Below are 16,686 nucleotides of genomic sequence, written 5' to 3' on the forward strand. Positions count from 1 at the left end.
ATGGCTGCGCGTTGCAGTCGCTCTTCGTGGGTTCTCTGCAAATAAAAGCAGCATTTCTGTCCGTAGAACTTCGATCGCTATTTTTACTTTGTTAACGGGGTGAATGCGACTCTGCGTCCGTTGAAAATGCGAAAATCCGGGGGATCGGATGACTGCTTCGATTGTGTCCATTCGCGACATTTCGTCAAAGTCGGAATCCGTTCAGGAAATCGCCTTCAACAAGGTTGGGCAAATCAGGGCGATCAACCGCCGTATGCGCATTCTTGCACTCAACGCTTTGATCGAGGCCGAACGGGCCGGGGAGGCTGGCCGAGGCTTTGCCGTGGTCAGCCAGGAAGTGCGCGGCATCTCCGAGGAAGTGGAGAAGCTGTCGACAGCGCTTGAGGCCGAACTTGCCTCGGAGATCGGCGAGATTTCTTCGCTGGTCCAGGAGATGAGCCAGTCGTCGCAAGGGCAGAGGCTTGTCGACCTTGCGCTCAATGCCATCGAGATCGTCGATCGCAACCTTTACGAACGCACGTGCGATGTCCGCTGGTGGGCCACCGATTCCGCCTTTGTCGATGCGATGACGGCGCCTGGCGAGGCGGCCTTCGCCTATGCCGCGCGGCGCCTCAACGTCATTCTGCGCGCCTATACCGTCTATCTCGATATCTGGCTGTGCGATCCCCACGGCAAGGTGGTGGCGTCCGGTCGGGGCGATCGTTTTCCTATCGCCGGGACTGACATCTCCTCGCGATCCTGGTTTCGCACAGGCATGGGGCTTCGGACCGGCGACGATTTTCATGCCGAGGATATCGCCCGCGAACCGCTTTTGGCGGACACGATGGTTGGCACCTTCGTTACGCCGGTACGAACCGGTGGCGATGCGAACGGCCGGCCCATCGGTCTTTTGGCCATTCACTTCGATTGGGAGCCGCAATCGCGCGCCATCGTCGAGGGCGTGCGCCTCACCGACGAAGAAAAGGCGATCAGCCGCGTACTGATCGTCGATCGCAACAACCGGATCATCGCAGCGTCTGACGGCGCAGGTCTTCTGACCGAGCGACTGCCGGCCTTCGGCAGTGGGCAGGCCGGCTGGCAGGTGTGTGACGGCCGGATCATCGCCCAGCACGTCACACCAGGGTATGAGACCTATCGGGGCCTCGGCTGGCGCGGTGTGATCGAGCAGCGGCTCCCCGCTGACAAGCCTTCGGCTAAGGTAACCCCGCTCAAGGGACGTCGGTAGAATACAGACCGGTCGGAAAGCGGACTGTAAGGCGCGTTTCCAAGCCGGGCTCCTGGCAGTAAGATCATCCTAGGGAGAGGGGCGGCGTTCGACCGGCCCCCGGGAGGGATGACGCCATGCCTGTCGAACTCAATTTTCTTAGCCTTCTCACCGGTTGCTTTGCAACGCCGGTCGCCGAGAACCCGACGGTCGCTATGGTCGAGGCGGCCTATCGCGCCATGGGACTCGACGCCCGCTACATCAACTGCGACGTGGCGCCGGCCGACCTCGGCGATGCCGTGCGGGGTGCCCGCGCCATGGGCTGGCGTGGCTTCAACTGCTCGCTGCCGCACAAGGTGGCGGTGATCGATTTCATCGACGAACTCGCTCCCTCGGCCGAAATCATCGGCGCGGTCAATTGCGTGGTCAACCAGGACGGCCGACTGACCGGCGAGAACACCGACGGCAAGGGCTTTCTAACCTCGCTCAAGACGGTGATCGATCCCAAGGGCAAGCGCGTCGTGGTTCTCGGTGCTGGTGGCGCTTCCCGAGCGATCGCTGTCGAGACGGCATTGGCCGGCGCGGCCTCGATCACCGTCGTCAACCGGGATGCGGCACGCGGCAAGGCGGTGGTGAAGTTGGTGGCAGCACATACGGCGGCGGCGACCGAGTTCGTGCCGTGGCGGGACGACTACGCTGTTCCCGAGGACGCCGACGTTCTGATCAACGCGACATCGATCGGCCTTTTCCCGGGGGTGCACGATCTGCCTGCCGTTGATTTCGCCTCGGTTCGGCCGGGCATGGTGGTGGCCGACGTGATTCCGAACCCGCCCCATACCGCCTTCCTCAAGCAGGCGGAGACGCGGGGCGCCGTTACGCTCGACGGGCTGGGCATGCTGGTCAACCAGGGTGTGATCGGCATTCGCCTGTGGACCGGCCGCGAGCCCGATGCCAAGGTGATGCGAGGCGCGCTGGAGGCGATCTTCGGCGCTTGAATTTTCGCTGAACGTCTGCTTGCGACGGCCGATGGGATAACTACATCTTGCGCGACGCCTCGCGGACGTTCATCCGCGTTTTCGGTGACTGGGGGAAACGGCCTTGACCACGACCGACATTGTGAAGACGCCCATGCAGTATCTCGATAAAGCGATGGGTGGATTGCGCGACCTCGGCCTCCTGCCGGCCCGAACCGAGGAGTCGCCGATCATCGGCCTTCTCGAGAGGATTACCGATCTCGACCCCGACAGGATCGCCGTCATCACCCGCACGCTCAGCCAGATGAGCGTGTTCAACGAGGTGGTGCGCGAGCAGATTTCGCAGATGTCGATCGGCGAACGCTACGAAAAGATCACCCAGGGCTTCAACTCGATCCGCGACGACGCCAAGGCGATGGTCGACCAGATATCCGATGGCAAACTCGATCTGTTCGAGCGAGCGACCAACACCTGGATGAAGATCTCGCGCGGCGACATCGCCAGCCGTTTCGACGGTATTCGCGACACCTATGTCGAGGTGGCTCGCGATACCAAGGCCAACATCGAACGCGAGCAGATCATTCTCGAGGCCTACCGCGACTTCCGGGGCGCGCTGAAGCAGGCTGAGGTGGCGGCGCTGGAAGTGCTTAAGGCGGCCGAGGCCAAGCTCGCGGTTGCCAAGGACGAACTGGGCAAGGCTTCTGAGGCGGTGGCCGGCTTTGCAGGCACGGAGGCTTCCGAGCGGGCGAAGCTGGAGCTCATTCGCGACGAGAAGCTCCGGGCCATGCAGAACGAGGAAGGCCGCTACCAGGTGGCCAAGGATCTCGCCGACAATCTCACCATTGGCTACAACACGTCCGAAGTGATCATGGCGCGCCTGTTGCAGACGACGTCGGCCAAGGAGCGTGTCTACCAGCAGTCGATCTCCTTCTTCACTACCAATGAATCGGTGTTCACGGCGCTGAAGGCGTCGTTTACCGGCGTGTTTGGCCTCCACGAGTCGACCCAGACGCTGAACGCCATGAAGGAGGGCGTGTCGAAGTCGCTGGAAGTGTTGGCCGACATTGGCGGCAAGGTGCAGGAAGAGGCGCTGAAGGCCGGCTATGGCCCGACGGTGCGTGCCGACGCGGTGAAGAAGCTGGTCGACAGCGTCGTCACCTATCAGGAGCGCTCGACCGAGATCATTGCCGAGATGCGGACGCTGGCCACCAAGAACTCCGAAGAGATCCGCGCCGCTGTCGAGGACGGCAAGCGCCGGATGGCCCGCCTTGCCGAGCAGGGCAACGCATTGGTGCTCAATGGCTGATATTGCTCAGGGTGGTGGCGCTGCTCCCAAGCTCGACGAACTGATGCTGGCGATGGACGTGGTCGACACGCTGCGTCACCAAGAAGGTGTGGTCGAAAAAGCGCTTAGTGAGGATAGCCGCGACGCCACTTTGAAGGAACGGCTCCGGACGCTCTACGAAGGGCAGGGGCTCAAGGTTTCCGATCGCATTCTCGATGACGGCATCCGTGCCTTGAAGGAGAGTCGCTTCGCCTACGACCCGGCGCCGCCGTCCTTTGCCAGGACGATGGCGCTGTTCTGGGTCGAGCGCGCCATGGTGGGCAAGATCGCCGGAGCGGCGCTGCTCGCCCTCGTCGTGCTCGGTGGCGTCACCTACTGGCGTGTTGCGTCGACGGAACGAGCCGCCGAGGCCGTGCGGGCCGAGATGAGCGTGACGCTGCCGGAAGCCGTCGACGCGGCCGAGAAAGCCTTGGCGACGGAAGCCCTCACCTCGGATGCTCAGGTGGAAGCGCGAACGCGCGTCGCCGCCGCTCGCTCGGCTATCACCGCCGGCGATGCTGCCGCGGCCCGACAGGCAGTCGCTGCGATCGCCGATCTCCGCGCGAAGCTGGCGCAGACTTACGAACTGCGGATTATGTCGCGGCCGGGTGAAAAGACCGGCGTCTATCGGGTTCCCGACGTCAACACCCAGGCCCGTAACTACTATCTGATCGTCGAAGCGGTGACGCCGTCTGGCGATGCCTTGAAGATGCCGGTGACCAGCGAGGAAGACGGCAAGGTCAGGACGGTCGACAAATGGGGTATTCGCGTGCCCAAGGCGACCTATGACAAGGTTGCGGCCGACAAGAGCAACGACGGCATCGTGGAGGACAATATCCTCGGCGAGAAGCCACGCGGCAGCCTTGAACCGGTCTACGAAATGGATGTGCTCTCGGGCGCCATCACCAGCTGGTAAGTGCCGGAACAAAAGCCGGACGCCATCCCTGAATTCGAGGACACAGCATGATTTCCGCCAGACAGGCGCTCAACGACATCGAACGGGCCATCCTTGGCGTCCGACGCGACGAGGACCGTCTGGTCGCCATGCTGGCCGACACCAAGGCTGAGGGCGACCGCCTGCGGGCGGAGAAGGCGGATGCCTTCCGGGCACTGGCCCGCCTGAGGCTGGATGCCATCGCCGGTGGCGAGATGGTCGGTGAACTCGATAGTGTCGAGCGGCGGGCTCGTGTTGTTCTCGACAAGCGTCGCGATCGTCTTGTCGAGCTCAAGGCTAGCCGCGAGGGGGCGTCGAAGAAGCTTCAGGACCTCGAAGATCAGCGTGCCGCGGCGGTCAAGCAGCGCGACGCGGCAATCGATCTTGTCGAAGCGAAAACTGACGCGGTGGAAGCGCGGCTTGCAAACGAGGACGAATGGCAGCGCCTTACCGCCGCCGTCGAGGCTGCCGAGACAACAGCGACCGCGGCTGAGGGAAAGCGGCGACAGGCGGATGAAGATCGCGCCGTCAAGGGCAAGCCCTACGAGGCCGATCGCCTGTTCATGTATCTCTGGCAGCACGGCTACGGTACGTCGACCTATAGGGCGGGACCTTTGGCCCGCTATTTCGATGGCAAGGTGGCCCGGCTTGCCGGCTACGATGCGGCGCGCATCAACTACTTCATGCTGACCGAGATACCTTTGCGCCTTGCCGAGCACGCCGAGCGCCTCAAGGCCGACGTGGCAGAGGCCGTGGCAGCTCGACAGGCTCATGAGCGAGCTGCGCTGGAAGCTGACGGTATCAGACCGCTTGAAGCCGCTGTGGCCGAGGCCGACCGGGCGCTTGCCAAGGTCGAGACCGATATTGCCCGCGTCCGGTCGGACGTCGACAGCATCGACAAGGAAACGGCGACGGCGCTGGACGACAAGGGGGATCCGGCGGTGCGTGGGGTGATCGACGATCTGGCCGGCACATTGGCCCGCGCCGACATCGTTGAGCTGGTCAGGCGCGCCGAAGCGACGCCGACGCCGGAGGATGACCGTATCGTCAAGTCTTTGCGCCAGATCGAGCGTGATCTTGTTCGCGTCGATGCCCAGGCGGAGGAACTCCGGCGCACGTCGATCGATATGGCCAACAAGCGGCAAGAGCTTGAGCATTCGCGCGATGTTTTCCGTCGTAGCGGCTACGATCGCCCCAATGGTAATTTCTCCAACGGCGATATGATCGGCAACATGATCGGCGGCATCATCTCCGGCGCGATCACGGCAGCCGTACTGGAAGGGGCGTTCCGAGATGGCTACCGGTATAGCGGCTCCGGTCGCCGCGACGACTTCGGCGGTAACTGGGGCGGCGGTGGGTCGTGGGGCGACGGCGGTGGGTTCGGCACGGGTGGCGGGTTTGGCGGCGGCGGTGACTCCGGCGGTGACGGCTTCAAAACCGGCGGCGGCTTCTAGAGAAACTGTATGACAACGGCGCAGCCCAGATGCGACGGCACTGGCATGGCCCAGCCCTAGTAGTTTTGCTAGGAAGATAGTCACAGAAGACCGGCCGAGGCCGGCCGTAGGGCAAGAAAGCGACTGAAATGGTCACCATTCTCGACACCGTGAAGACCGCGCCCAAGGCGCGCCATCCGGAGAAGGCCAATCGTCCGGACAACCCCATCCAGCGCAAGCCCGAGTGGATCCGCGTCAAGGCGCCAGGGTCGCCGGTCTACAAGGAAACGCAGGGCATCGTGAAGGAGAACGGTCTCTTCACAGTTTGCGAGGAGGCGGGCTGCCCCAATATCGGTGAGTGCTGGTCGAAGAAGCACGCCACCATGATGATCATGGGCGACACCTGCACCCGTGCCTGCGCCTTCTGCAACGTCAAGACCGGCATGCCGGCGCCGCTCGATCCCAATGAGCCGGAGAATGTGGCGCTGGCCGTCGAAAAGCTCGGCCTCCGCCACGTGGTCATCACCTCGGTGGACCGTGACGATCTCCAGGACGGCGGTGCCGAACATTTTGCCCAGGTGATCCGTGCCATCCGCGCCCGCTCGCCGTCGACCACCATCGAAGTGCTGACGCCTGACTTCCTGCGCAAGGACGGCGCGCTGGAAGTTGTGGTGGCGGCCAAGCCGGATGTGTTCAATCACAATCTGGAAACGGTGCCGTCGAATTACCTCACCGTTCGTCCCGGCGCGCGCTATTTCCATTCCATTCGCCTTTTGCAGCGCGTGAAGGAACTCGATCCCACCATCTTCACCAAGTCCGGCATCATGGTCGGCCTCGGTGAGGAGCGGAGCGAGGTGCTGCAACTGATGGATGACCTGCGCTCGGCCGACGTCGATTTCCTGACCATCGGCCAATATTTGCAGCCGACTTCCAAGCACCATGCCATCATTCGCTTTGTGCCGCCGGACGAGTTCAAGTCGTATGAAACCGTTGCCTACACCAAGGGTTTCCTGATGGTGTCGTCGAGCCCGCTGACCCGCTCGTCCCATCATGCCGGCGAAGATTTCGAGAAGCTTCGGGCCAACCGTGAGAAGAAGCTTGCCGAGGCGAGGGGCTAAAAGCTGGGCAGGATTGTTGCCTTTCAGCGCGAAGTCTGAAAAGCGTAGGGCGATGCTGGAGCGCTGTTCGATCTGATTGCATCAGATCGGCACTCCAGCTCGTTGTTTAAGACGCATCATCTTTTCGATCCTCGCTTCACTCCGGTCGGATGATGCTTTAAAAGCCGCCTTGCTTCATTCTGGATCACAGGACGCTACCGGATAATGCCGACCTTCGAGACCGTGCGCCACGTCAACCACAGCCCGGAGCGGATGTTCGATCTGGTGGCCGATGTCGATAAATACCCTGAGTTCGTGCCGCTCTGCGAGCGGCTGGTCGTCCGGCAGCGGCGCACCGACGAGGACGGCCGCGAGGTGCTGATCGCCGATCTCACCGCCGGCTATGGACCGGTGCGGGAGACCTTCACTTCGATGGTGACGCTCGACCGAGCAGCGCTCGCCATCAAGGTCGAATATGTCGATGGCCCCTTTCGCTTCCTCGACAATCGCTGGACCTTTACGCCGCGCGAGGGGAATGGCGCCAACGTTCATTTCTGGATCGACTATGAGTTCCGCAGCCGGATGCTAGGCGCCCTCATGGGCTCGATGTTTGACCGGGCTTTCCGCAAGTTCTCCGAAGCCTTTGAGACGCGCGCCGACGCCATTTACGGTGTAGGCGCCTAAACGCAGGGGAGGCTGACATGAGCCTTGCCGTCAATCTACCGATCATCCTGTCCGCCGCGTTCATCGCCACAGCCAGTCCGGGACCGGCCACCCTGGCTGTCGCATCGATGTCCATGGGGGCTGGCCGTCAGCGTGGGGTTGCCATGGCATGCGGGGTGGTGACCGGCTCGCTCACGTGGTCGGCGGCGGCGGCGCTCGGCCTCGGCGCGATCATGCTGGCTAACGCCTGGATCCTTGAGGTCATTCGCTACCTCGGCGCCGGCTATCTTCTCTATCTCGCCGTCAAGTCGGCTCGAAGCGCCGTCAGCCCAAAGGCGCTGACGTTCAGTGCCGTCGATGACCTGACGTGGGGCGGGGCCTATCGCAAAGGGCTGGTGCTGCACCTCACAAACCCCAAGGCCATCCTGTTCTTCGGGGCCCTCTATTCGATCGGCGTGCCGCCGAGCGCGCCGATGGGAACGCTTCTGGTGGTGATCGCCGCCGTGGGTTTGCAGAGCGCCTTGATCTTCCTGACCTACGCCGTGGTTTTCTCATCGGCCACGGTGGCGCGCGGCTTTGCCCGTATCCGTCGCCTGTTCGACGGGCTGCTCGCCGTCGCTTTCGGCTACGCCAGTTTCAAGGTTTTGACGGCGCATCTCCGCTGAGGAGAGAGTAAGATGCGTTTGCGATGTTTCTGCACTTCCGGCCGATGTAAGGACAGCTTACATTGACGTCCATAATGGGTCACGGAGGGGCAAAATGGCAGGCGTCGGTATTCTCGGAACCATTATCATCGGGCTGCTGGCCGGCTGGCTGGCCGAGCGCTTCACCCGGTCCAACCATGGTCTTCTCACCAACCTGCTTCTTGGCGTCGTCGGTGCGCTGGCGTTCGCCTGGGTGGTCCGCCATTTCGGCATCGTGCCCAACGGTCCCAACGGTTGGCTTCCCAATCTCGTCGGCGGCACCATTGGCGCCGTCGTCCTCATCTGGCTCTATCGCCAGTTCAGGCGGTGAGGGCGGCCTAGAGCCTATTCGGCGAATTCAGGTTCGCCGAATAGGCTCTATCTCCTTGTTAAGACGCAATTCCGGACGCAAAACCGGTTCCCACTTTTGCTGAAATTGCTCTAAGCCGCGCCCCACCGGTTTGCGTCACGCCTTGCCGATGGCGTCGAGCGCCTTAAGCGTCGCGTCGTCGAGGGTGATGTCCGCCACTGCGAGGTTCTGCTCAAGGTGAGCGACCGACGACGTGCCGGGGATCAGCAGGATGTTGGGCGAGCGGCGTAGCAACCAGGCCAGCGCCAGTTGCATCGGCGTGATGCCGAGCCGTTTTGCCTCGGCGCTGAGGGTGTCCGACTGCAAGGGCGAGAAGCCGCCCAACGGGAAATAGGGCACATAGGCGATGCCCTCGGCGGCGAGTTCATCGATCAGGGCGTCGTCATCGCGATGGGCGAGATTGTAGTGGTTTTGGACGCAGACGACATCGACGATGCGTTGCGCCGCTTTGACCTGCGCCGACGTGACGTGGCTGACGCCGATGTGGCGGATGAGCCCCTGCTGTTGCAGCTCGGCCAGCGCTTCGATCTGCGGTTCGACCGGTCCCTCGGCCGGGCGATGCGGATCGAACATGAAACGCATGTTGACGACGTCGATCGTATCGAGGCCAAGGTTGCGAAGGTTGTCGTGAACGGCTGAGCGCAGTTCGTCGGGCGCGTCGGCCTTCAGCCACGAGCCATCGGAGCCGCGCTTTCCACCGACCTTGGTGACAATGGTCAGATCGGCGGGGTAGGGGTGGAGCGCCTCGCGAATGATCTCGTTGGTAACGTGCGGGCCGTAGAAATCGCTGGTGTCGATGTGGTCGACGCCAGCGGCGATCGCCGCGCGCAGTACGGCTACCGCCTGCGTTCGATCTTTTGGCGGGCCGAAAACGCCGGGGCCGGCGAGCTGCATGGCGCCATAGCCGAGCCGCTTCACGCTGCGGTCGCCGAGGCGGAAGGTTCCGGATTTCTCAATCGAGGACATGGGCTGTCTCCTACGCTGATAGAGCCCAGAGATAAGCGCTGGCCGTTGTACTGGGAACAGGGTAGATTCGGTACAGGCTGTACGGAATTTCGAACAATGGCTGTTGATTTCGGCGATATGTCGGCCTTCCTCGCGGTGGCCAAGGCGGGCGGCTTTCGCGATGCCGCGAGATCGGCGGGCGATAGCGCCTCACGGCTCAGCGAAGCGGTGCGACGGCTCGAAGCGCAGCTTGGCGTGCGGCTTTTTCACCGGACGACGCGGAGCGTCGAGCTGACGGCTGTCGGCCGGGAGCTTGCCGACCGATTGGCGCCGGCCGTCGCCGAGGTGGATTTGGCGCTCGACGTCGTCAACGGCTATCGTGAGCGGATCGGTGGGCGACTGAAGCTCAACGTGCCGATCAGCGCGGCGCGACTGGTGCTGCCGGATATCGTGCCGCCATTCCTGGCGGCCTATCCCGATATCCAGCTGGAAATCATTGCCGAGGACACGTTCGTCGATCTGGTTGCTTCGGGTTGCGATGCCGGTATCCGCTACGACGAGCGGCTCGAACAGGACATGATCGCCGTGCCGATTGGTCCGCGGCGCCAGCGCTCCGCGCTCGCGGCGGCGCCCTCTTATCTTGATCGACGCGGCCGGCCTTCCCATCCGCGCGATCTTCTCGAACACAATTGCATTCGTGCCCGCTTTGCCAGTGGTGCCATCGCGCCCTGGGAATTTGAAAAGGATGGCGAGATCGTCAATGTTGATCCCGCTGGTCAGTTCATCGCCGGCACCGCTGGCGCGGCGGAACTTCTCATCGCGGCGGCGATCGGCGGCGTCGGCATCATGGGCCTCTTCGAGGAGTGGCTTCGGCCGCATTTTTCAAACGGCACGCTGGAGCCGGTATTGGAGCCGTGGTGGTCGAGCTTCTCCGGACCCTTTCTCTATTATCCCGGCCGCCGTCTGGTGCCGGCGCCGCTACGTGCATTCATCGACTTTGTAAAAGCGCAATGAGTTCCGGTTGGCCAATCAAGCCGTGAGGCTCCAGTCGGCGATTGCCTCTTCCAGCATGGCGAGCGCCTGAACCACCGCCGCGTAGCGTACGCCGGCGCGATCGAGACTGCCAAAGCGCCGCTCGGCATGGACAGTCGGCCGGCCGGTGCCGGCACAGGCGAAATGGACGAGGCCGACCGGCTTGTCGGCGGTGCCGCCGCCGGGGCCGGCAATACCTGTAATGGAAACGGTAAAAGTCGCGCGCGAATGCGCAAGGGCACCTTCGGCCATGGCGCGGGCGGTGGCCTCCGAAACGGCGCCGTGGGCGATCAGCGTCGCCTCGGGCACGCCGAGCATCTCCACCTTGGCCTCGTTGGAATAAGTGACGAAGCCGCGATCAACCACGTCCGACGACCCGGCTATTTCGGTCAGCAGGCCGGCGACAAGGCCGCCGGTGCAGCTTTCCGCGGTGGCAATCTTCACGCCCTTTGAACGGGCTTTCTCAAGCAGATTTTGGGCGCGAGGATGAAGCGGCGAAAGGTCGGTCATGGCGATCTCCTCTTCGGCATCGGCTGCTTTGCCGCCTGGGTATCCCATACAATATAGGTCGTCGTCCGCCTCAGAACAGACGACAGGGGCAAGGCGCGCCAGTAACACACCTCAGAGAGGTAGCCTCACCGTGGCGGTGGCAATGGCGGCGATGCCTTCGCGGCGGCCGGCAAAGCCGAGCCCTTCGTTGGTGGTAGCCTTCACTCCCACACGATCGATGGTGATGCCGCAGGCGCTGGCGATCGCCGCCCGCATGGCCTCGCGGTGCGGGCCCACCTTGGGCGCCTCGGCGATAATCGTGACGTCGCAATGGGCAAGAATGCCGCTGCGCTCGGCGACGCGGCGAACGGCGTCCTTCAGAAACAGCTTGGAGGCGGCGCCGCGCCAGCGATCCTCGGAAGGCGGGAAATGCTTGCCGATGTCACCATCGCCAAGCGCGCCGAGAATGGCGTCGGTCAGCGCGTGCAGGGCGACGTCGGCGTCCGAATGCCCCTTCAGGCGCTGGTCATGCGGGATGAACACGCCACAGAGCGTCACGCCATCGCCGGGCTCAAGCACGTGGACGTCGTAGCCCGTGCCGACGCGGACGTCGGGGCAGGCAAGGAAGGCCTCGGCGGCGAGACGCTGTTCGGCCATTTGGAAATCCTCCGCTGTGGTCAGTTTGATGTTGTCGGCCCCGCCGTCGACGAGCAGCACGCGATGGCCAGCTTGTTCGGCGACGGCCGCGTCGTCGGTCATGCCGGTGATGCCGCGTGCCGCGAGCGCCCTGTGAGCCGCGGTAATTTCGGCATAGCGGAAGCCCTGCGGCGTGGCGGCGCGCCACAGTCGTTCGCGTGGTACCGTCTCGCTCACGTAGCCAGTTTCATCGGCTCGTTTGACCGTGTCGATCACCGAGACGCCGCAGAGGACGGCCACTTCGCGGCCGAGGGCTTCTATCACCCGGTCGATGGCGTGATGGCCTATGAATGGCCGAACGGCGTCGTGGATCAGCACGTAGTCTGGCGCATCGGCGGCCAGCGTCGCAAGGCCGGCGAGGCAGCTTGCCTGCCGATCGGCACCGCCGGGAACCGGTGGCGAGAGGCGGGGGTCGTCGAGCCCGGCGACGGCCGTGGCGTAGAGGTCGCGGTCGTCGGGGTGGATGACCGTCAGCACGCGGTCGATGCCGGGATGGCCGAGGAAGGCGGAGATCGTTCGAGCGATCACAGGGCGCCCGTGGAGCTGCCTGTATTGCTTGGGAGGCGCGCCGACGCTGGCGGCGCGGGTGCCGCGCCCGGCGGCGACCAGAATCACCGCGACGGTGGGCCGGGTGGAAGAGCGGGCAGGGGAGGTCGTGCTGGAAGGCATTGCCGTTTGCTGGGCTCCGCTTGGCGACCTCATGGCGGTCGCGGCAAAAATGTGCATTCTCGTTACGTTATCGGCCGGATGCGCCGCAAGACGCTTGCGTCGTTTCTTCCAAACGGCTATCAATTGCGTAATTTGTATGCAATGGCAGTTCGTGCACAAGGTGTAAGCATGGCGGTTTCCAGGCCGGATCGCGAGGCGATGACAGCGCCGGCGGCGGAACTCTGTGTCGGCGGCGTAACTCTGCCGTCGCCGGTGTTCCTCGCGCCGATGGCTGGCATCACCGATCTGCCGTTCCGCCGTGTCGCACGCCGCTACGGCGCAGGCCTCACCGTATCCGAAATGGTGGCGTCGGAAACGCTGCTCGAAGGACATCCGGAAACGACGGCGCGTGCCGAAGCCGATGATGACGGATTGCATGTCGTTCAGCTCGCCGGTCGCGAAGCGCGCTGGATGGGCGAGGGCGCCCGGGCAGCGGAAGCCGGTGGCGCCGACATCATCGACATCAACATGGGTTGCCCCGCCAAGAAGGTGGTGTCGGGTTATTCCGGTTCGGCGCTGATGCGCGATCTCGATCATGCGCTGACGCTGATCGAAGCTGTGGTTGGCGCCGTCAGCGTGCCGGTGACACTGAAGATGCGTCTCGGCTGGGACGACGGGTGCATCAACGCGCCGGAGCTGGCTCGACGGGCCGAGGCGGCCGGTGTTGCCATGGTGACCGTGCATGCCCGTACGCGCAACCAGTTCTACAAGGGCGCGGCCGACTGGTCGAAGGTGAGGGCCGTGCGCGAGGCTGTGTCCATCCCGCTGGTGGTCAACGGCGATGTAATTGATGCGACGTCGGCCCGCGAAGCGCTTCATCAATCGGGCGCCGATGCGGTGATGATCGGCCGTGGTGCCTATGGCCGTCCCTGGTTGCCGGGCCGGATCGCCGCGGCGCTCGCCAACGGCGGCGAAGCCGAGGCTCCTGGCAGGGACGAGATCCTTGCGTCGCTCAAGGCGCAATACGCGCACATGCTGGGCCACTACCGCGAGGGCCTGGGCCTCAAGATGGCCCGCAAGCATGTTGGTTGGACGTTCGACGCGATGCCGCGCGACGACGCGGCGGCGCCTGATATCCGGCGGCGAGCGTTGACGGCGGAGGTGCCGGACGTGGTGATGGAGGCCGTCGACGAGTGGTTCGCCGATGGCAGAGCGAGTTTCGAGAGGGTTGCCGCATGACGACGTCATCATCCGCACCAGGCGCGGAGACTCAGGCGGAACGGGATCTCGGAGTGTCGATCCTCAATGCTTTGCCGCATCCGGTGATCATGCTCGATCCGGAAGGCAGGGTCTGCTCGGCCAACGATGCGGCGCAGAATTTCTTCCAGTCCAGCGCCGCCGTGCTCGGCCGGCATTCGCTCCGGCACTTCGTGCCCTTCGGCAGCCCGCTTCTTCAACTCGTCGAGCAGGTGCGCGAGCGCGGTGCTTCGGTCAACGAGTACCGTGTCGATGTCGGTACGCCCCGCAATGGCGGTGAGCGTGTCGTCGATATCTATGCCGCCCCGGCATCCGACCGGCCCGGTCATGTGGTGATCATGCTGCAAGAGCGCACCATGGCCGACAAGATGGACAAGCAGCTCACCCATCGCGGCGCCGCCCGCTCCGTGACCGGCCTAGCTGCCATGCTGGCGCACGAGATCAAGAATCCGCTCAGCGGCATTCGCGGCGCGGCGCAGCTTCTGGAACAGGCGGCCGACGACGAAGACCGGGCACTGACCCGACTGATCACTGATGAAGCCGACCGTATCGTCAAGCTTGTCGACCGCATGGAGGTGTTCTCCGACGAGCGGCCGATCGAGCGCGAGCCGGTCAATATCCATGCCGTGCTGGAGCACGTGAAACGCCTGGCGCTGACCGGATTTGCCCGCGATATCCGCATTGTCGAGGAATACGATCCGTCGCTGCCGCCGGTCTATGCCAACCGTGATCAACTGGTGCAGATCTTCCTCAATCTGGTGAAGAACGCCGCTGAGGCGCTGACCGACACGCCGGACGCCGAGATAGCGCTGACGACAGCCTTCCGGCCCGGTGTGCGGCTTTCCGTGCCCGGTACGCGCGAGCGGGTCAGCCTGCCGCTGGAATTCTGCGTGCGCGACAATGGCCCCGGCGTGCCGGAAGAAATCCAGACGCACATGTTCGATCCCTTCGTTACCACCAAGACCAATGGCACCGGCCTCGGCCTCGCCCTGGTCGCCAAGATCGTTGGCGACCACGGCGGCGTCATCGAATGCGAAAGCCAGCCGCGCCGCACCACCTTCCGTCTCCTCCTTCCCGCCTACGTCGACAAGATCGCGGACTGAAAGGGTCTTCTACGATGCCTACCGGCAGCATACTCGTCGCCGACGACGACTCCGCAATCCGCACGGTGCTGAATCAGGCCCTGTCGCGGGCGGGTTATGAAGTGCGGCTCACCTCCAACGCCGCGACGCTGTGGCGCTGGGTTAGCCAAGGCGATGGCGATCTCGTCATCACCGACGTGGTGATGCCCGACGAAAACGCCTTCGATCTGCTGCCGCGCATCAAGAAAGCGCGTCCCGATCTGCCTGTTGTCGTCATGAGTGCGCAGAACACGTTCATGACGGCGATCCGCGCTTCCGAAAAGGGCGCCTACGAGTATCTGCCCAAGCCCTTCGACCTCAAGGAGCTGATCTCCATCGTCGGTCGGGCCCTGGCCGAACCCAAGGGCAAGCAGCGGCTGGAAGTCGGCGAGGATGGTTCGGAGAACATGCCGCTGGTCGGTCGTTCGCCGGCCATGCAGGAGATCTATCGCGTTCTTGCCCGCTTGATGCAGACCGACCTGACGGTGATGATTACCGGCGAGAGCGGTACCGGCAAGGAACTGGTAGCTCGTGCGCTGCACGACTACGGCAAACGCCGCAACGGTCCCTTCGTGCCGATCAACATGGCGGCCATCCCGCGCGATCTCATCGAAAGCGAGCTGTTCGGCCACGAGAAGGGTGCCTTCACCGGTGCGCAGGCCCGTTCGGCCGGCCGGTTCGAGCAGGCTGAGGGCGGCACGCTGTTTCTCGACGAGATCGGCGACATGCCGATGGATGCCCAGACGCGACTGTTGCGCGTGTTGCAGCAGGGCGAATACACCACCGTCGGCGGCCGTACGCCGATCAAGACCGACGTGCGCATTGTCGCCGCCACCAACAAGGACTTGAGGCTGCTGATCAACCAGGGCCTGTTCCGCGAGGACCTGTTCTTCCGCCTCAACGTGGTGCCGATCCGCCTGCCGCCGCTCAGGGAGCGAATCGAGGACATTCCCGATCTCGTTCGGCACTTTTTCACCGTGGCCGAGAAGGAGGGCTTACCCTCCAAGCAGATCGAGTCGGCCGCCGTGGAACGGCTCAAGCGCTACCGCTGGCCGGGCAATATCCGGGAGCTTGAGAACCTCGTTCGTCGCCTCGCCGCGCTTTATCCGCAGGACACCATCTCGGTGAACCTGATCGAAGCCGAACTGTCGACGCCGACCGTGACGCTGGTCGAGGAAGAAACGCCGACCGACGAGGACCTTTCGGAGTCGGTGGAGCGCTTCCTCGCCAAGTATTTCGCAGAGTTTGGCGACAATCTGCCGCCGCCGGGGCTCTATCACCGGATCCTCAAGGAAGTTGAGTATCCGCTGATCGGGGCGGCGCTGGCGGCAACCCGTGGCAATCAGATCAAGGCGGCCGAGCTTCTTGGCGTCAATCGCAACACCCTTCGCAAGAAGATCCGCGATCTCGATGTGCAGGTGATCCGCAACTCACGGTGAGCCACGCGTAACACGTGGGAAAAAGGCGTCGGCCAAGGCCGGCGCCTTTTGCGTCTCATCTCTCGGTGCCTTCCGGCAGCAAAACACTCCCTCAATCCGGAACTCAGGCGAAATTGGAGCCTTTCCGGAGTTTTTCTGACAGGATGTGACGCGCTATCGCACAAGACCAAGTATATAGCGGGCTGTTCGCTTGACGATGCTGGTTTTCTGGCAGGCGACTGTCAGTTCCAATTCATAGTCATATTGACTCTGGTCTGGAAATGACCTTTTCTTCGGCTTTGGCTGCATGAATAGGTGGATGTATTGTTCGGGGGTCATGGCGTTTCTCCCTTATCCACCTCCTAGATAGAGCGGCAAATGAATCGCTTCAATCCTGC

16 protein-coding genes are annotated in these 16,686 nt (G+C 63.4%); 13 read left to right on the plus strand and 3 right to left on the minus strand.

Going from position 1 to position 16,686, the window contains the following annotated elements; translation table 11 throughout:
* Positions 1-148 precede the first annotated feature (148 nt).
* From AB6N07_RS13780 to AB6N07_RS13820, 9 genes are all read left to right on the plus strand, one after another.
* Positions 149-1,225, plus strand: coding sequence for a methyl-accepting chemotaxis protein (locus AB6N07_RS13780; protein ID WP_370673663.1), 1,077 nt, complete (start codon positions 149-151; stop codon positions 1,223-1,225).
* 116 nt (positions 1,226-1,341) lie between these two features.
* Positions 1,342-2,199, plus strand: a complete 858-nt coding sequence (aroE, locus tag AB6N07_RS13785; RefSeq protein ID WP_370673664.1) for a shikimate dehydrogenase — start codon at positions 1,342-1,344, stop codon at positions 2,197-2,199.
* A gap of 133 nt (positions 2,200-2,332) precedes the next feature.
* The gene (locus tag AB6N07_RS13790; RefSeq protein WP_370678238.1) at positions 2,333-3,484 is read left to right on the plus strand and encodes a cell surface protein; all 1,152 of its coding nucleotides are present in this window, start codon (positions 2,333-2,335) and stop codon (positions 3,482-3,484) included.
* The gene (locus AB6N07_RS13795; RefSeq protein ID WP_370673665.1) at positions 3,477-4,418 is read left to right on the plus strand and encodes a DUF6384 family protein; all 942 of its coding nucleotides are present in this window, start codon (positions 3,477-3,479) and stop codon (positions 4,416-4,418) included. Before AB6N07_RS13790 ends, AB6N07_RS13795 begins: the two co-directional genes overlap by 8 nt.
* A 47-nt stretch (positions 4,419-4,465) precedes the next feature.
* Positions 4,466-5,890, plus strand: a complete 1,425-nt coding sequence (locus tag AB6N07_RS13800; RefSeq protein ID WP_370673666.1) for a hypothetical protein — start codon at positions 4,466-4,468, stop codon at positions 5,888-5,890.
* A 128-nt stretch (positions 5,891-6,018) separates the two neighbouring features.
* On the plus strand, positions 6,019-6,987 hold the full coding sequence (gene lipA / locus AB6N07_RS13805) for a lipoyl synthase (RefSeq protein ID WP_370673667.1): 969 nt from the start codon (positions 6,019-6,021) through the stop codon (positions 6,985-6,987).
* Positions 6,988-7,191: 204 nt separating this feature from the next.
* The gene (locus AB6N07_RS13810) at positions 7,192-7,650 is read left to right on the plus strand and encodes a type II toxin-antitoxin system RatA family toxin (RefSeq protein WP_370673668.1); all 459 of its coding nucleotides are present in this window, start codon (positions 7,192-7,194) and stop codon (positions 7,648-7,650) included.
* Between the two features lie 17 nt (positions 7,651-7,667).
* Complete coding sequence (locus AB6N07_RS13815) at positions 7,668-8,294, plus strand: LysE family translocator (protein ID WP_370673669.1); 627 nt, start codon at positions 7,668-7,670, stop codon at positions 8,292-8,294.
* 94 nt (positions 8,295-8,388) lie between these two features.
* Positions 8,389-8,643: a GlsB/YeaQ/YmgE family stress response membrane protein gene (locus AB6N07_RS13820; protein ID WP_370673670.1), complete on the plus strand. Its 255-nt coding sequence runs from the start codon at positions 8,389-8,391 to the stop codon at positions 8,641-8,643.
* 135 nt (positions 8,644-8,778) lie between these two features.
* Here AB6N07_RS13820 and AB6N07_RS13825 read toward each other — a convergent pair whose 3' ends face one another.
* Entirely contained in the window at positions 8,779-9,648 is an 870-nt protein-coding gene (locus AB6N07_RS13825) for an aldo/keto reductase family oxidoreductase (RefSeq protein WP_370673671.1), read from the minus strand.
* Positions 9,649-9,744: 96 nt separating this feature from the next.
* On the opposite strand from AB6N07_RS13825, the gene AB6N07_RS13830 reads away from it, so the two are divergent.
* Positions 9,745-10,641, plus strand: a complete 897-nt coding sequence (locus AB6N07_RS13830; protein ID WP_370673672.1) for a LysR family transcriptional regulator — start codon at positions 9,745-9,747, stop codon at positions 10,639-10,641.
* Between the two features lie 15 nt (positions 10,642-10,656).
* Here AB6N07_RS13830 and AB6N07_RS13835 read toward each other — a convergent pair whose 3' ends face one another.
* Both AB6N07_RS13835 and AB6N07_RS13840 read right to left on the minus strand, forming a co-directional pair.
* On the minus strand, positions 10,657-11,169 hold the full coding sequence (locus tag AB6N07_RS13835; protein ID WP_370673673.1) for a CinA family protein: 513 nt from the start codon (positions 11,167-11,169) through the stop codon (positions 10,657-10,659).
* A gap of 111 nt (positions 11,170-11,280) precedes the next feature.
* Entirely contained in the window at positions 11,281-12,513 is a 1,233-nt protein-coding gene (locus AB6N07_RS13840; RefSeq protein ID WP_370673674.1) for a bifunctional 2-C-methyl-D-erythritol 4-phosphate cytidylyltransferase/2-C-methyl-D-erythritol 2,4-cyclodiphosphate synthase, read from the minus strand.
* Positions 12,514-12,681: 168 nt separating this feature from the next.
* Between AB6N07_RS13840 and dusB the strand changes: the two genes are divergently transcribed.
* From dusB to ntrC, 3 genes are read left to right on the plus strand one after another with little or no spacing between them, the layout of a single operon-like run.
* Positions 12,682-13,731 (plus strand): tRNA dihydrouridine synthase DusB, encoded by a 1,050-nt coding sequence (gene dusB, locus AB6N07_RS13845; RefSeq protein WP_370673675.1) that lies wholly within the window; start codon positions 12,682-12,684, stop codon positions 13,729-13,731.
* Positions 13,728-14,852 (plus strand): nitrogen regulation protein NR(II), encoded by a 1,125-nt coding sequence (locus tag AB6N07_RS13850; RefSeq protein WP_370673676.1) that lies wholly within the window; start codon positions 13,728-13,730, stop codon positions 14,850-14,852. Before dusB ends, AB6N07_RS13850 begins: the two co-directional genes overlap by 4 nt.
* 14 nt (positions 14,853-14,866) lie before the next feature.
* Positions 14,867-16,309: a nitrogen regulation protein NR(I) gene (gene ntrC, locus AB6N07_RS13855; RefSeq protein WP_370673677.1), complete on the plus strand. Its 1,443-nt coding sequence runs from the start codon at positions 14,867-14,869 to the stop codon at positions 16,307-16,309.
* The last annotated feature ends 377 nt before the right edge of the window (positions 16,310-16,686 follow it).

This window comes from Pleomorphomonas sp. PLEO (assembly GCF_041320595.1).
Lineage (GTDB): Bacteria > Pseudomonadota > Alphaproteobacteria > Rhizobiales > Pleomorphomonadaceae > Pleomorphomonas.

Bases quoted from the DNA above. Each gene is read 5' to 3' on its own strand.
- AB6N07_RS13780 (WP_370673663.1), top strand. From the start codon at position 149: ATGACTGCTTCGATTGTGTCCATTCGCGACATTTCGTCAAAGTCGGAA.
- aroE (WP_370673664.1), top strand. From the start codon at position 1,342: ATGCCTGTCGAACTCAATTTTCTTAGCCTTCTCACCGGTTGCTTTGCA.
- AB6N07_RS13790 (WP_370678238.1), top strand. From the start codon at position 2,333: ATGCAGTATCTCGATAAAGCGATGGGTGGATTGCGCGACCTCGGCCTC.
- AB6N07_RS13795 (WP_370673665.1), top strand. From the start codon at position 3,477: ATGGCTGATATTGCTCAGGGTGGTGGCGCTGCTCCCAAGCTCGACGAA.
- AB6N07_RS13800 (WP_370673666.1), top strand. From the start codon at position 4,466: ATGATTTCCGCCAGACAGGCGCTCAACGACATCGAACGGGCCATCCTT.
- lipA (WP_370673667.1), top strand. From the start codon at position 6,019: ATGGTCACCATTCTCGACACCGTGAAGACCGCGCCCAAGGCGCGCCAT.
- AB6N07_RS13810 (WP_370673668.1), top strand. From the start codon at position 7,192: ATGCCGACCTTCGAGACCGTGCGCCACGTCAACCACAGCCCGGAGCGG.
- AB6N07_RS13815 (WP_370673669.1), top strand. From the start codon at position 7,668: ATGAGCCTTGCCGTCAATCTACCGATCATCCTGTCCGCCGCGTTCATC.
- AB6N07_RS13820 (WP_370673670.1), top strand. From the start codon at position 8,389: ATGGCAGGCGTCGGTATTCTCGGAACCATTATCATCGGGCTGCTGGCC.
- AB6N07_RS13825 (WP_370673671.1), bottom strand. From the start codon at position 9,648: ATGTCCTCGATTGAGAAATCCGGAACCTTCCGCCTCGGCGACCGCAGC.
- AB6N07_RS13830 (WP_370673672.1), top strand. From the start codon at position 9,745: ATGGCTGTTGATTTCGGCGATATGTCGGCCTTCCTCGCGGTGGCCAAG.
- AB6N07_RS13835 (WP_370673673.1), bottom strand. From the start codon at position 11,169: ATGACCGACCTTTCGCCGCTTCATCCTCGCGCCCAAAATCTGCTTGAG.
- AB6N07_RS13840 (WP_370673674.1), bottom strand. From the start codon at position 12,513: ATGCCTTCCAGCACGACCTCCCCTGCCCGCTCTTCCACCCGGCCCACC.
- dusB (WP_370673675.1), top strand. From the start codon at position 12,682: ATGGCGGTTTCCAGGCCGGATCGCGAGGCGATGACAGCGCCGGCGGCG.
- AB6N07_RS13850 (WP_370673676.1), top strand. From the start codon at position 13,728: ATGACGACGTCATCATCCGCACCAGGCGCGGAGACTCAGGCGGAACGG.
- ntrC (WP_370673677.1), top strand. From the start codon at position 14,867: ATGCCTACCGGCAGCATACTCGTCGCCGACGACGACTCCGCAATCCGC.